At 61.8% G+C, this 14,233-nt stretch carries 13 protein-coding genes and 1 pseudogene; 9 read left to right on the top strand and 5 right to left on the bottom strand.

Going from position 1 to position 14,233, the window contains the following annotated elements:
- Positions 1–13: 13 nt before the first annotated feature.
- Positions 14–2,005, bottom strand: coding sequence for a BTAD domain-containing putative transcriptional regulator (locus JO965_RS23355; RefSeq protein ID WP_203441331.1), 1,992 nt, complete (start codon positions 2,003–2,005; stop codon positions 14–16).
- A gap of 141 nt (positions 2,006–2,146) precedes the next feature.
- Between JO965_RS23355 and JO965_RS23350 the strand changes: the two genes are divergently transcribed.
- Positions 2,147–2,743: a DUF6647 family protein gene (locus JO965_RS23350; protein ID WP_203441330.1), complete on the top strand. Its 597-nt coding sequence runs from the start codon at positions 2,147–2,149 to the stop codon at positions 2,741–2,743.
- A gap of 307 nt (positions 2,744–3,050) precedes the next feature.
- Here the strand turns inward: JO965_RS23350 and JO965_RS23345 are convergent, their stop codons facing one another.
- The gene (locus tag JO965_RS23345) at positions 3,051–3,287 is read right to left on the bottom strand and encodes a hypothetical protein (RefSeq protein ID WP_203441329.1); all 237 of its coding nucleotides are present in this window, start codon (positions 3,285–3,287) and stop codon (positions 3,051–3,053) included.
- Positions 3,288–3,537: 250 nt separating this feature from the next.
- On the opposite strand from JO965_RS23345, the gene JO965_RS48950 reads away from it, so the two are divergent.
- Together JO965_RS48950 and JO965_RS23340 are read left to right on the top strand one after the other, a co-directional pair.
- On the top strand, positions 3,538–3,669 hold the full coding sequence (locus JO965_RS48950; RefSeq protein ID WP_256451898.1) for a hypothetical protein: 132 nt from the start codon (positions 3,538–3,540) through the stop codon (positions 3,667–3,669).
- Positions 3,627–3,785 (top strand): annotated as a pseudogene (locus JO965_RS23340) (IS5/IS1182 family transposase); the annotation flags it as partial. The gene JO965_RS48950 and the pseudogene JO965_RS23340, both read left to right, overlap by 43 nt.
- A gap of 346 nt (positions 3,786–4,131) precedes the next feature.
- Here the strand turns inward: JO965_RS23340 and JO965_RS23335 are convergent.
- The gene (locus JO965_RS23335; protein ID WP_203441327.1) at positions 4,132–5,124 is read right to left on the bottom strand and encodes a sugar-binding transcriptional regulator; all 993 of its coding nucleotides are present in this window, start codon (positions 5,122–5,124) and stop codon (positions 4,132–4,134) included.
- 267 nt (positions 5,125–5,391) lie between these two features.
- Between JO965_RS23335 and JO965_RS23330 the strand changes: the two genes are divergently transcribed.
- The 6 genes from JO965_RS23330 to JO965_RS23305 all read left to right on the top strand — a co-directional run bounded on the left by JO965_RS23330 (position 5,392) and on the right by JO965_RS23305 (position 11,726).
- Positions 5,392–6,774 (top strand): sn-glycerol-1-phosphate dehydrogenase, encoded by a 1,383-nt coding sequence (locus JO965_RS23330; protein WP_203441326.1) that lies wholly within the window; start codon positions 5,392–5,394, stop codon positions 6,772–6,774.
- A 35-nt stretch (positions 6,775–6,809) separates the two neighbouring features.
- The gene (locus JO965_RS23325) at positions 6,810–8,132 is read left to right on the top strand and encodes an extracellular solute-binding protein (protein ID WP_203441325.1); all 1,323 of its coding nucleotides are present in this window, start codon (positions 6,810–6,812) and stop codon (positions 8,130–8,132) included.
- A 69-nt stretch (positions 8,133–8,201) separates the two neighbouring features.
- A complete protein-coding gene (locus JO965_RS23320) occupies positions 8,202–9,113 on the top strand; it encodes an ABC transporter permease subunit (protein ID WP_203441324.1) in 912 nt (303 codons plus the stop codon).
- A gap of 2 nt (positions 9,114–9,115) precedes the next feature.
- Complete coding sequence (locus JO965_RS23315; protein ID WP_203441323.1) at positions 9,116–10,036, top strand: ABC transporter permease subunit; 921 nt, start codon at positions 9,116–9,118, stop codon at positions 10,034–10,036.
- A 12-nt stretch (positions 10,037–10,048) separates the two neighbouring features.
- The gene (locus JO965_RS23310; RefSeq protein ID WP_203441322.1) at positions 10,049–10,792 is read left to right on the top strand and encodes a glycerophosphodiester phosphodiesterase family protein; all 744 of its coding nucleotides are present in this window, start codon (positions 10,049–10,051) and stop codon (positions 10,790–10,792) included.
- Positions 10,793–11,087: 295 nt separating this feature from the next.
- On the top strand, positions 11,088–11,726 hold the full coding sequence (locus tag JO965_RS23305) for an SGNH/GDSL hydrolase family protein (protein WP_203441321.1): 639 nt from the start codon (positions 11,088–11,090) through the stop codon (positions 11,724–11,726).
- Between the two features lie 90 nt (positions 11,727–11,816).
- Here JO965_RS23305 and JO965_RS23300 read toward each other — a convergent pair whose 3' ends face one another.
- Together JO965_RS23300 and JO965_RS23295 are read right to left on the bottom strand one after the other, a co-directional pair.
- Complete coding sequence (locus JO965_RS23300; protein ID WP_203441320.1) at positions 11,817–13,424, bottom strand: FGGY-family carbohydrate kinase; 1,608 nt, start codon at positions 13,422–13,424, stop codon at positions 11,817–11,819.
- A gap of 63 nt (positions 13,425–13,487) precedes the next feature.
- A complete protein-coding gene (locus JO965_RS23295) occupies positions 13,488–14,216 on the bottom strand; it encodes an SDR family oxidoreductase (RefSeq protein ID WP_203441319.1) in 729 nt (242 codons plus the stop codon).
- Positions 14,217–14,233: the final 17 nt, after the last annotated feature.

Raw genomic sequence — 14,233 nt, 5'->3', positions numbered from 1 at the left:
GTCGCCGAAATCTCTATTCAAGGCCGGCCATGGCCAAACCACGTTCGTAGTGCTCCAGGTCGGCTGCATGCTGGAACCGGGCGGGCAAGCGGAGCCACGCGATGGGACCGCCAATTGACCGCAGCTCCTCCTCGCCCAGACGCTGTTGCAGCGTGGCGCGCATCCGCCGGGCATGCATGGCTGCTTCGTCCACCCGTCCTGCATAAGCCGCCGCTGCGGCCAGCCAACCGCGGTTGGTCGTGATCCGGTCCGGCGTCTGCCTCAGCCAGAACAGCGCCTCATCGTAGCGATGTGCAATGAAGCAGGCCTTGCCGATCTGCTCGGCGGATACGGGCGGAAAGTACGGATTGAGCCGGATGGCTTGCTCAGCCTGCGCGATGCCGCGCTCGGGCTCACCCGCATAGGCGTACTCCAGGCCTGTATAGCCAAGGGTCTCGACATCGCCTGGGCTGAGGGTGACGGCGCGATCCAGATGAAAGCGGGCGCCGGAGAAGTCGCGCCGCATCTGGAGCAGCATGCCGAACAGCCAATACCCTTGCGGATCCAGCGGATCGAGCGCAATCGCCTGTTGCGCATGGCTGATCGCCCGTTCCCGTCGAAGGTCCTCCTCTTCCGGCGTGATCCCGCCGGTCGAGATGTAGCACACGGCGAGCCCGCAATGGGCGGCCGCCGAGGTCGGATCCTGCTCGAGAGCGCGGCTGAAGTGTTCGAGGGCCTTGGCATGTGACGCATGAGCGATCGAGCGCTGGTGCTCACGGCCGCGCAGGCAATGCTCATACGCGCTCAATGACTGGATCTCCCGGTGGCGTATCCGCTCCAACTCCGCCTGCTCGACCTGCACCGGGATGGTGGCCACGATGGCCATGGCCGCCTCCTCTTGGAACGAGGGCAGCTCCTCCCAATCACCCTGGTAGTGCTCGCCCCAGACTTGGCGCTGCGAGGCGCTGTCAACCAGGCGGACGGTCACGCTCAAGCGATTGCCGGTGCGCCGGACACTGCCCTCGACCGTGTAGCGGGCGCCAAGCTGGCGCAGCCGGGCTTCGGGATCGGGATCTCGACCGAGTGCGAAGGACGTGTGCCGGGCCAGGACACCGAGCCGGCGAAAGCGCGCCAGATCGGCGATGACGTCCTCGGTCAGGGCCGCTGGCAGGCTGACCAAGGTCTGATCCTCGGAGAGATCCCGGAAGGGCAGGACCGCCACGAGCGGCCTGCCCTCCGAGGGTACGTCGCTGCGGCCCAGAACCCAGGCAGCATTGAACGGCTCCGGGGCAGAGCGCCCACGATTCTGGCTCGCGGCGCGGGCGAGTTGCTCGACCTCGGCGCCCGGCGGGATCTGGAGATCCCGTGCCAGGCGGGCGCGGAACTCGGCATAGTGACCGGCCGCGAGCGCACCCTCGCCCTGCGTCAGGTGCAGCCGCATTAGTGCCGCGTGCATGCGCTCGCAGTAGGGATCGATCGCGAGATAGCGCTGGGCGCAGGCCTTCGCCTCCGTCACCTCGCCACGCCACAGCCTGAATGAGAACAGGTTCCAGAAGGCGGAGCGAGCCACATCGCGCAAGCGTTCCCGCTCGGGCAGGAGCCAATCCTCGTACTCGGGGCTGAGATCGCCGACATCCGACAAAAGGTCGCCGCGGTACAGATCGCAGGCTGCGGTGAGCGCCTCAAGTGTCCCCTCCGTCGCGAGAGCCTCGAAGCGCACCGCATCAACGGCCACGCGATCCGGGTCGAGCCAGACCGAGCGGTTATCGCTGCAAAGCGGCCCCGCGCTTCCGCCAAGGATCTTCCGGAGCTGATGCAGGACGAAGCGCAGGTTGCCCTGGGCGTGCGGTGGGTCAGCGTCCGGCCACAGCAGCGCCTGGAGAATGTCGCGCCGATGCTTCGTGCCGGGGTGCAGGGCCAAGCGCGCGAGGAACTGGGGCCCCTTCTCGCCCGCGAGTTCGATGGGCCCGCGATCGGGATGCCGCAGGCGAAGCCCGCCGAGTAGTGCGATCTCGAGTTCCGCCATGGATGCCTCGGACGCTGTCGCAGCAGGACCAGTCTAGCACCGCGTCAGGATCCACGAAACGCCGAGAAGCACCCGCCTCACGCTCGGCTAACGCTCCATCCGTCTAACTCCCGCATGCACCGCATGCGGAAGGATTGAACCATGAGGAAAGTTCGCCCACTCCAGAGCCAAGACAGCCATCACGACACGGCCAAGGCTCCATGGGATGTATCGCATCTGGTTCATGTGCTTGCCCTGGTCGCCTGCAGCCTCGCGTTGCTGTTGGCCGCCATTGGTCCTGCGACGGCCCGCGCGGACGGATCTGGCGGATGCCTTGAGGGCGACTGGATCACCGAGGCAAGAGCCTTCGTGGCGGAGGAGACGGGCATCCCAGTCCCGGAGGCTTGCGTGCGCCTGGCTAGGAAGGGACGTCTGGAGGGGCTCGTGTTCCCGGCAGCCTTTGACGAGACCCATGGCGAGACCGTGGCTGCCGTCTATGTCCCGGCGACCCGAGAGATCCTCCTAGCTGACGATCTCGATCCCGGCACCCCGCTCGCGCGCAGCTATCTCGTTCACGAACTGGTGCATGCGCAGCAGTTCATGAGCCGCGCGCATGAACACGTCCGATGCCCGGGAGCGCTGGAGGCGGATGCCTATGGCACCCAAGCCCTTTACCTCGGCACCCGGGGCCTACGGGAGGAGGCCTTCCTTCTTCAGATTCTGGGAATGTTCCAGAGTGCTTGCGGCTACTCGTACTAACTGGCCAGCTCGCGCTTGAACCGCGATGCCGAAGGTCAGGAAATGGCACATTTGCGAAGTCGACCGAATGTCTGCTGGGGAAGGGGACAACAGACATTCGTAAGGCGTCGGCAATTTCCTCGGGTGAGACGAAGCAGAAGTAGACCGAACATCCGGGTTCGAACGGTACGCTGATCTCTTGTTCGTTCCGTGCAAAGTCGCAGTTTGCCCGCCCTTGAAGACGTACTCGAACTGCCCCCCGCTCCATGGCCAGGACTGACGTTCCTTCACTCTCCCTTGCCCTGAGAGGATCTCAAGGTTCGGGAGACTATCGCTCAGGAGCCTTCCGGGCCGCCTTCTCCATCCCTTGTGGGTTCTTCTTGACCCCCTCCCGAAGCACCTTCGTGGCGGCATCCTGTTCCTGCTCCAGAGGAGCGGAGATCGGCGCGGTGTCGCCGCGGGCTTCGAGACCCTGGTCCCGCGGTTTCTGACTTCCCGCCTTCGCAGCGGATTTCAGGGAGCGCAAAGCCTCGGGCTGTTGACCATTCTGCTTGCGGTCGGGCATCGGGCGAACTCCTCCAGGGCGGCGTCATCGCCGCCTCCCAAGGCAATTCCCGTTCTGCTAAGGCGTTCCATCCGGAATACCTGCCGGATGGCGAGGTCGCCCAGCATGCCGGAGCTCCAGTCGAGCCCGTCGGTTCGCACCGCTGCATGAGAAGTGTCTCGACCGTCCGCCCAACAGGAGGAACCAGACTGCCCGGAGTGGCAGGGAAACGACAGAAGTTGACCCTGGCTGTGTCAAATGGAGGGATCCGATGAAACGCTTTGTCGAAGGCGTGGATCGCGGCCAGACCACCTTGTTTCCGGAAAGCCTGGACGACTGGATTGGTGAGGACAATCCGCGTTCGGCACGATCAAGATGCGTATGGGTGCCACGCACTTCCTGATGAAGCGGCTGCCGAAGGTCACCTGCGAGTTGGCGCTGCACGTGCTGGCCTACAATCTCGCCCGGATGCTGAACATCCTGGGCATCCCACCGCTGATGGCCGCCCTCAGGGCGTAGGGGCCGGGCTACGCTCGCGTCATCACGCTCATGAGGCGCCGGCCCCTTGCGTCAGAGGCGACTGGAGCTTTACTCCGCCGATGATCAACAATGAGCAACCCGGATCGCGCTCGCCCATGATGTTGAAGGGCTTGGAACGTGGAAAGCCGCAATTCGTCTTCTGCCAAAGCGTTTTGACACGACCAAGACCCGGTGCAGACATTCACCGCTAGATGGACTGCACTTGATTGACTAGAGCATCGGACTCAAAGGCACGCTCGATGCTCTCAAAGACAGAACCATCACCTTCATTGCTGAGAGACTGGTGCCGACGCAAGCGGTTGGCGATGTAGACCTGATGGTTGCTTCATTGGCGTCTGCTCGGCTGCGACTTCCTTGATATTTCCCCAGTAAGAGCTAGACCACGGGCAGCCTTAGCAGTTTCCTCGTCGCAGATAATTACTGAGGCGAGGCGCGCTTTCATGGCTGCGGCAATGGCGGGGATCTTGTTCTGCCCGCCAGATGCGAGAACGACGGTAGGAATGCGTGAGAGCTCGCTGAGCGGCAGCGCGATGGCGCGAAGGTTCAATGGATGGTCGATGACCCGACCTTCCGCATCGTAGAACTGCCCCAAGATATCTCCAACGGCGCCGAGTGCTACCAGCTCATCAGTGGTCACATCCCGCGGCAGGCCGTAGCGGATCAGTAGGGAGCGCAACGAAAGATCGCCGATGCTGAGCACCGCGACGTCGTTTGATGAAATGCGCTCGAATGTCTCGCGAAATACATCCTGCGCCAGGATGATGTCTCGGGACTCGGGGCTACCCGCATAGATCGGCGCAGCCAGGTACTGGCATTCGGCATTCAAGCGGTTGGCAAGGCTGCTCGCGGTCTCGAAGGTGTTGAGCTCCAGACCGTGCGTCAGACCGCCCATCATCGAGTTGATGCACAGGTCCGGATAGCGGCCAAGGCGCGTGTTGCGGATGGTCTCGCGCAGGGTTGCGCCCCAGCCTAATCCGAGGCCCTTCACCCGGTTCGTCTCGAGGAAGTTCGAGAGATACTCACCCGCCGCCTGTCCGAGCAGGACTGGAATGAGATCAGGATTATCCGGTGTCGGGACGATCACAGCGTCTTTCATGTCGAACTCGCGGATAAGGATCTGTTCGAGCTCGACACAGGTAGCGAAACGCGAGTTAAGAGCGATACTGACGAGGCCGCTGGTGCGTGCCTCCACGAGCATACGGTTCACGCGGAGCCTCGTCATCCCGAGCTTCTCCGCAATGTCCGCCTGCGTCATGCCCTCCATGAAGTAGAGCCAGGCGACCCGAGTTTCGAGCGGATTGTCTGCCAAGTTCAGCATTGGACCGAGCCTGGAGTGGTTATCCAAAGTCTGGAGCGAGGATCTGCGTAGTCTCTCCTCGGCGTATGGCCGTTGCCCGAGATCTGACTGAGCTCTTTGTCGCAATGTGCTTCGGTCATGCCGGGACGCTCCCTAGACTGGAACAAGATATCAGAATGATCATTCATCAAATCCTCCGATGAGAACAAGGGGCTTCGTGCACGGTCCCATTGCCAGTGTCATACAAATGTAATACACAATATTCAAATGTATCGCTAGTGAGGGTTAATGGTAGATCAGGCGCAGGTTCTCAACGATGCGATACGAAAGGCGACAACGACGCGCCACGTGTTCGTCTCCCCTTCGGCGCTCGCCTTCTTGTCTGACGCCGTGCGGGCTGCAGGAAGCAGTTCGCCGATGATCATCGCCGATCAGAACACGATGGAAGCTGCGGGCCGAGGTGCACTCGTGATTCTCGAACAGGCAGGTCTTTCCCCTGATGTGCCTATCATTCTCGAAGCTGCACCGCGCGTGAAGCCTAACGCCAGCCTTGCGAGAGACATCGCAATGGTAATCAAGGAGCGGGAGGCGCTTCCGGTCGCCGTTGGGTCCGGCGTCATCAACGATCTCACGAAATACGCAGCCGAGCTCGCGGGTATGCCCTATGTCTGCGTCGCAACGGCCGCCTCCATGGACGGCTACGCCGCCTCAGGCTCAGCATTGCTCGACGACGGCTTCAAGCGCACGCTCGACTGCGCTCCGCCGATCAGCATCGTTGCGGACCTGAACGTGATCGCGCGGGCCCCGAGCCGCATGGCTGGCTGGGGCTATGGTGACCTCGCCGGCAAGATCGTCGCTGGCGCGGACTGGAAGCTGGCCGATATGCTTGGCGAGGAGGCGATCAATCCGGAGCCCTTCGCCCTTGTGCAGGACAATATCCGGGGATGGCTGTCGCAGCCCGGCGCCATTGGTCGCGGCAACCCGGCAGCCCTAGGCGACCTCGTAAACGGTCTTCTCGTGTCCGGCTTCGCCATGCAGGCTCATGGCAATTCGCGTCCGGCGAGCGGAGCCGAGCATCTCATCTCCCACGTTTGGGAGATGGAGCGCCTGACCTATCAAGGAGAGCCTGCTGCGCACGGAGCCTGTGTTGGGATCGGAACAGTGGCGATCCTTGCCTTGTACGAATGGTTTCTGGCGCAGGACATCAGCGAGGAGGTGATCGCTCAGGCGAACGGCGCTACGTCCTCGCCCGAGCAGATCGAGGCAGAGATCGCCGCGGCTTTTCCAGACCGGCACATTGCCGATAGTGCGCGCACCGAGATGCGCATCAAGCTGGAGCCGGCGGCGCGCCGGGCCGAGCGGCTGGTAACGCTTGCGGCAGACTGGCCGGCGCTGCGCGAGGAGCTGCGCCGGTACTGTGTTTCGCCGGACGAATTGGAGGCTTGGCTTCATGCAGCCGGCGCCGCGGCGCACCCTGGCGATCTCGGAGTGCCGCTGGCGAAGCTAGCAACGGAATATCGGCGCGCGCGGCTGATCCGCCGGCGCTTCACTGTCCTGGATCTTCTCGACGATCTGGGATGGCTCGACAGGGGGATCGCGGCTCTCATGGCCGATGACGGCTTCTGGGGAAGGCGTGCAAAAGGGCAGGGGCGGCGCGCCGCGCCAGCCTGAGACCAGGGGCAAGGATTGAAAGGGAGGAAAGCATAATGAAGGTTAAGTCGACAATACCACGCATTGCTGCCGGAGCGCTGGCGCTGATGATGTCAGGAGCCGCGGCCTGGGCCGCGCCCATCGAGGTTCAGTGGTGGCACGCCATGACCGGCGTGCTTGGCGAGCGCGTCGACGAAATGGTCAAGAAGTTCAACGAGTCCAACGACCAATATAAGGTCGTCGCGATCAACAAAGGCAACTACGATGAGGTGATCAACAGCACCATTGCGGCCTATCGAGCAAAGCGTCCACCCCACATCGTCCAGATCTACGAGCGTGGCTTCATGACGATGCTGCTGTCGGACGCGATTGTCCCGGCGCAGGATCTCATGGACAAGACTGGCCACAAGATCGAATGGGCTGACTTCATCAAGCCGGTGGCGGGGTTCTACTCCTACAAGGGCAAGCTCGCGGCGATGCCCTTCAACTCGTCATCGCCGATCCTGTTCTACAACAAGGACCAATTCCAAAAGGCCGGATTCGACAAGCCGGCAGAAACCTGGGGCGAGTTCGAGAAGCAGCTCTATGCCATCAGGAAATCCGGCGCTGCCGAATGCGGCACGGCGCTGGCGACGGACTACCACTGGAGCCTCATCGAGAACTACAGCGCCATCAACGACCAGCCCTATGCCACGAAGGCGAACGGCTATGATGGGCTAGATACAGAGTTCGTCTACAATACGACGCTCGTGGTGCCGCAAGTGGCCCGCCTGAAGAAATGGCTCGACGATAGCGTGCTTCAGATCGCCGGACAGGGATTCAGCCCAGAGCAACTCTTCACATCCGGAAAATGCGCCACCTACTTCGCCTCGACGGCAGCGCATGGGGGTATCGAGCGCAACGCGAAGATCGCCTGGAGCGCAACCTTCCTGCCCTGGGAGGAGGGATACCAGCCGAAGAACAGCACGATCGGCGGCGCCGCACTGTGGGTGATCAAAGGGCACAAGCCGGAGGAAGAGAAGGCGATTGCAGCCTTCTTCGACTATCTCGCAAAGCCCGAAACCCAACTCTGGTGGCACAAGGCGACGGGTTATGTCCCGCTCACCAACAAGGCCTATGAGTTGGCAAAGGCCGAAGGCTACTACAAAGAGAGCCCGACCCGTGAGATCGCCATCCAGCAGCTCAACCGTGGCACGCCGACGGACAACTCTCTTGGTTTCCATTTCGGAAATTTCACCCAGGCTATGTTTGCCCAGCGTGAGGAAGTCGAGGCCCTGTTTGCCGGCAAGAAGGACGCCCAACAGGCGATGGACGATGCCGTGAAGCGCGGCAACGAGATCCTCCGCCAATATGAGCGGCTCAATAAGGGCAAATATTGATTGAACGACGCGGCATTGGCCAGAATCTAGGCCAGTGCCGCTTCACCGTTTGTCGAGCGGAGATTTGACGTGATTGCAACCACTCACGAACCGGGACTGAAGCACGCTCATTTCCAGACCGCGGGCCTTCCGGCTTTGCTGCTTCTGCCGCAGCTTCTCATCCTCCTCCTGTTCTTCTTCATCCCCTCCATCCGGGCGCTGATGCAGGCATTTCTGCTGGCGGATCCCTTTGGAGCGACAGTCCACTTCGTCTGGTTCGACAATTTCACCGCGCTCTTCGCGAGCGAGAGCTATCGTAATTCCGTCTGGGTCACGATCTGGTTCACCCTGGCCCAGAATGTGGTGACAATCGTTGTTGCGCTCGTCCTGGCCTTCGCCACGGATCGGGTAGTGCGCTTCCAGTCCGCCTACAAGGGCGTGATCCTTCTGCCTTACGCGATCGCACCCGTCATCGCGGGCGTCATGTGGGCGTTTCTGTTCAATCCGGCGGTCGGTCCCATCGCGTTCTTCATCAAGTCTCTCGGCATCGCATGGGATCCGAACCGCAACGGCTTCGACGCAATGCTGCTCGTGGTGCTCGCGGCGTCTTGGAAGCATATCTGCTACGATTATATTTTTCTCGTCGCGGGCCTTCTGACGGTACCGAAGTCCTTAATGGAGGCAGCAGCCGTCGACGGTGCCGGACCGATCAAGCGCTTCTTCCAAATCGCGCTGCCGCTTCTCGGGCCCACGCTCTTCTTCCTCACGACCATGAACTTCGTCTACGGGTTCTTCGAGACCTTCGCCATCATCGACGCGGTCACGCGTGGTGGGCCGGCAGGAGCCACGAATATCCTGGTCTACAAGGTCTATCAGGACGGCTTCATCAATCTCGACCTCGGATCCTCGGCGGCCCAATCGGTTCTCTTGATGGCTTTCGCACTTCTCCTGACGCTGCTGCAGTTCAAGTATGTCGAACGCAAGGTCAATTACAGTATCTGATCATGGTTGAACGCTCACCCATTCTCACGACGATCTGCCACCTGCTCCTCATCGGCGGCATCGTTCTCGTGTGCCTGCCGCTCTACTTCGCCTTCATCGCCGGCTCCCTGACGATGGACGAGGTGCAGCAGGTCCCGATGCCGTGGCTGCCGGGCGGCCACTTCCTCGAGAACCTGGCGGCCGCATGGAGCAAAGTCGATTTCGGGCAACTCCTCGTGAATTCCTTCATCGTAGCAGCGGGAATCACGATCGGAAAGGTGGCGATCTCGCTGCTGTCCGCTTTCGCCATCACCTATTTCCGGTTTCGGTTCCGCATCCTCGCCTTTTGGCTGATCTTCACCTCGCTGATGCTGCCTGTGGAAGTGCGGATCGTGCCGACCTACGAGGCGGTCGCGAATGCGGCCCTGCCGGCCCAGTGGCTGATCGATGCTCTCAACATCCAAGGGCTCTGGGAGTGGGCCTCCGGCAACACGGTGGAGATCGCACTGGAATGGAACATGCTGAACACCTACCAGGGCTTAATCCTGCCACTGATCGCCTCGGCATCGGCGACCTTCCTGTTCCGGCAGTTCTTCCTCACCGTTCCCGAGGAGCTTCTCGAGGCAGCACGTCTCGACGGCGCTTCCGCCATGCGCTTCTTCTGGACGATCCTGCTGCCGCTCTCGCGCTCGAACATCATCGCCCTGTCGATCATCCTGTTCCTCTACGGGTGGAACCAGTATCTCTGGCCGCTGCTCTTCACGACCGACAAGGACATGGCGACGGCCGTCATCGGGGTGAAGCATCTCATTCCGCGCTCCGACACGGAGCCCGCCTGGAACGTCGCGATGAGTGGTGCACTTCTGGCGATGCTCCCGCCCGTTCTGGTGATACTTGTCATGCAGCGGTGGTTCGTGCGCGGCCTCGTCGATAGCAGCAAGTAAGGGAATCGCCTCATGGTCATGATCATCGGTCATCGCGGGGCGCGGAATCTGTGGCCCGAGAACAGCATCGAAGGCTTCCGCAGGCTCGCTGAGCTCGGCGTCGAAGGGGTCGAGTTCGACGTGCACATGACGTCGGACAGACAGCTCGCCGTCATCCACGATCCAACGCTCGAACGGACGACGACAGGATTGGGACCCGTCAGCGCTCGGACCCTGGCTGAGCTCCAGGCGACGACGCTTCGCGACAGTGCGGAGGGCATCCCGAGCCTCGATCAAGTCCTGGAGGTGCTCGGCGAAAGCCCGCTTGAACTCCATATCGAGCTGAAGACCGACGCGGCTGGGAGCGCCTATGCCGGCATGGAGGTAAAGGTTCTGGAGGCGGTTCGCCGGCACAGACTCGAGAAGAGATCTGTTCTGACATGCTTCATGCTGGAGGTACTTGAGACCGTTCGAGCGCTCAGTCCCGCAGTTCCAGTGCTTGCATCCCTCGACAGGCGTTCGTCCGAGATGTTGGGAGGGCTGGATCGGGCGATCGATCGTCTCAAGGCCATTCCCGGCATCTACGTGGCGGTTGAGAAGTCCCTGCTTGTCCATAGAGTTCAGCAGTTCTCTGCCGCCTTCGGGGCTGACCGGATTGGTGCCTGGGTTCCGAACGATGAGGCTGATCTCCGGTACTGGTTAGGCCAGCCCGTCCGGCAAATTACCACGGATCGTCCTGATCTAGCGTTGCGGATTAGAGCCGAAATCGCGGCCTGAGATCGCGATGGGGGATCACGATCACCCCTGATTATGGTGTCTGGGACAGGCAGGTCAGTATCACCGACCTGTCTGTGGCTTGATGCCGACGAACGGCATGGCTTGTCGTTTTTTGCCGGCGAACCGGATCCACTTCGCCGAAAAATGCTCCCGAGCATCGGATCCAGAAATGGACCCACTTTTGGGATCGATTCCTATGATCCTTCTCTTGGCTGGCGCGTCGTTCGGTGCGGAAAACCGGGTCCATTTCTCCGCACGATGCGCTAGCGTGACGCGATCTATGACGGAAGCTTCCATGATGCGCACACTTCTCTGCTTTGGTGATAGCAACACCCATGGAACCCCACCCATTGTGACGCGGGGGGAGGCCTACCGCCGCTTTGGCGCGGATACACGCTGGCCGCGCGTGACCGCGTCAATGCTCCCGGATTGGGAGGTGGTGGAGGAGGGGCTGCCCGGCCGAACGGCGCAGTTCCCCGACCCGGTGATGGGCGCACACATGGACGGACGTGAGGGACTGAAGATTGCGCTTCAGAGCCATGGGCCTATCGACGCGCTGACCATCATGCTCGGGACGAACGATACGAAGACGCGCTTCGGCGCAACGCCCGGCAAGATCACGGCAGGGATTGCCGGGCTCCTCGACATCGCCATGAGTCTTGAGATGCAGGCGCGACACGGTGGCTTTCGTATACTTGTGATCTCTCCACCAACCGTGCTGGAGCAAGGGCCAATCCGTTCCGAGTTCAGTGGCGCGCGTGAGGTGTCACTTCAACTTCCCGCGCTCTATGCGGCGCTGGCTCAGGACCGGGGAGTAGAGTTCCTCGATGCAGGATCGGTGATCGAGGTGAGCCCAGTGGACGGGATCCATTTCGGGGCGGAGGCGCATCGCAGACTCGGAGCGGCGGTGGCGGAGGTAGTCGCTCGGCTCTGACAGACAAAGGTACGGCCGGCGCGAAGCTGGAGCACGCTGGATCCTATCAGGCATGCCGCAGCGCAGATTCGTGATGCGGGCGTGTGCTCCTCAGGTGACGGACCGAATAGATCTTGCCGCCTGCTGGAGTATCTCGAATGCCTTGAAACGCTTTTCGTGCCATTCCGCCGATGCCGGATTGGGGCGATAGATTTCGCCCATCTCCGACATCGATGTCATGGCCTGTGCAAGATCTGGATACTGGCCCGAGGCAACGGCACCGAGAATCGCGGAGCCAAGGAGAACGGGCTCTTGGGAGGTCGTGGCTGCAACGATCTTTCCCGTGGTATCGGCAAGAAGCTGTCGCACGAGCGGGCTCTGACCTGCACCACCGCTGACGACGATCGTGTCGATTGCCATGTCCTTCTCATGCTGCGCCTGCAGGATCTGTCGTGCTCCGTAACCCAATCCGCAGATGCCAGCGAGATAGAGTGCCACGAGACTGTCGAGACTCGTCTCCATGCCAAGTCCCGCGATGAGCCCACGCGCGTCCGGATCGGCGAACGGTGCCCGATTTCCCAGGAATTCGGGGACGATGTGCAGGTCTCCGATGCGATCGGGTGCTGCCTCCGCGCCTCCGCGCCTCTCGGCCTCCAGCGACAGCCACTGGCTCAGGCTGGTGCCGCTCTCCCGGGCCATCATCTCCGCGTCTTTCGAGGCCGGATGCATCCGGACCAGATGATCGATCGCAGCACCCGCGGCCGATTGACCGCCTTCGTTGAGCCAGAGGTCGGGCAGCATGGCCGAGTGATAGGGACCCCATACACCCGGAACGAAGATCGGATCCGTCGTGGTTGACATGGTGCAGGCGGAGGTGCCGAACACGTAGGCCATGCGAGTGAGGACGTTGCCGACGTCGCCACGTGCGCCAACTGTTCCTACGCCGCCGGCATGCGCATCGATCAGACCGGCTGCGACAGAGGTCCCGGGCGCCAGACCCAAATCAGCGGCAGCTTGCGACGTCAGTCCGCCGAGTCGGGTGCCGCCTGGCACGACTTCCGTGCCAATGCGTCGGAAACCTTCGTCCGCCAGAACGCCGAGTCCGACCGTTCTGAAGTAGCCCGCGTCCCAACGGTTCTCGTGTGCAAGATAGGTCCACTTGCACGTCACTGTGCAAACGGAGCGTGCGAGACTCTCCGTGGACCTCCAGGTTAGGAAATCGGCTAGATCCATGAACTGCCATGCCGCCGTGAACGTCTCGGGCATGTTCTCGGCCAGCCACAGCAGCTTGGGGGTCTCCATTTCGGGCGAGATAGTGCCACCAACGTAATTCAGGGCCGCTTCGCCCGTGCGATTGATCCGGCGCGCCTGCTCTGTTGCACGATGATCCATCCAGACGATGATGTTGCGCTCGGGGTTGCCGGATGGACCAACAGGCAATGGCTGGCCACTTGGTCCGAGTACCACGAGGGAGCAGGTCGCGTCAAAGCCGACGCCGGCAACGGACTCAGGAGAAATGTCGGCCCGATGCATGGCTTCTTGCACACATGTGCAGACCGCACGCCAGACATCGTTGCTCGACTGCTCTACAATACCGCCGGCCTCATGCCACAGCGCGATGTCGGCCTTGGCCGAGGACAGCAAGGCTCCACGTTCGTCGAACACTCCGGCTCGTGCGCTGCCGGTTCCAACGTCAATGCCGAGAAAATGGTTTGCCATGACTATTCGGATATCTAAGTGAGTCGAGAGACATGTCGCAGTGCGCCGCGAATTCGGCGGGCGCTACAGGTCGTTGCTTTGCGGTAGGATCACGAGGTCGCGAATGGTGACGTTGCGCGGTCTCGTCAGCATGTACAGGACAGCATCGGCCACTTCCGCCGGTTGCATGAGCCCTCCCGCCGCCAGCTCCGCCTCAAGCTTCTCCTTGGGCCAGTCTTTGATCAGGGCTGTGACTACCGGGCCCGGCGCTACGGCGCCGACACGCAACCCGTATTTCGCGACCTGCCGCCGCACCGTATGCACGAAGGCCTGTACGGCGTGCTTCGAGGCGGTGTAGATCGGCTCCCACACCACAGGAACGAGGCCGGCGATCGAGCTGGTGACGATGATATCACCGGTCTTGCGTTCCACCATGTGCGGCAGCACGGCATGGATGGAGCGGAAGACGGCATTGATGTTGAGATTCAGCATGCGGTCCCAGGCGTCGGGATCGCCTTCCAGGATCTCACCGCCGATATAGGAACCGGCATTCGCGTGGAAGATATCGAGCTGCCCGACTCGCTCCAGGATCTGCGGCATCATACGGGCGACGCTTCCCGGATCGGTCACGTCCACCCGCAAGGAGATCGCCTGAGGACCGAGGTCGGCACAAACGCTCTTCAGCGCCTCCTCGTCGCGATCGACGAGAACGACCCGCGCGCCCTCGGAAAGCAGGGCCCTGGAACATTCAAGACCGATGCCCGAGGCCGCTCCGGTGATTGCGGCGACCTTCCCGGATAACTTTTCACCCATGGCTTTCCCTTTTGTCT

Origin of the sequence: Microvirga sp. VF16, assembly GCF_016864375.1 — a bacterium.
Classification (GTDB): Bacteria; Pseudomonadota; Alphaproteobacteria; order Rhizobiales; family Beijerinckiaceae; genus Microvirga.
The sequence above is the reverse complement of the archived record's forward strand: the minus strand, read 5'-3'. Positions and strand labels throughout refer to the sequence as shown.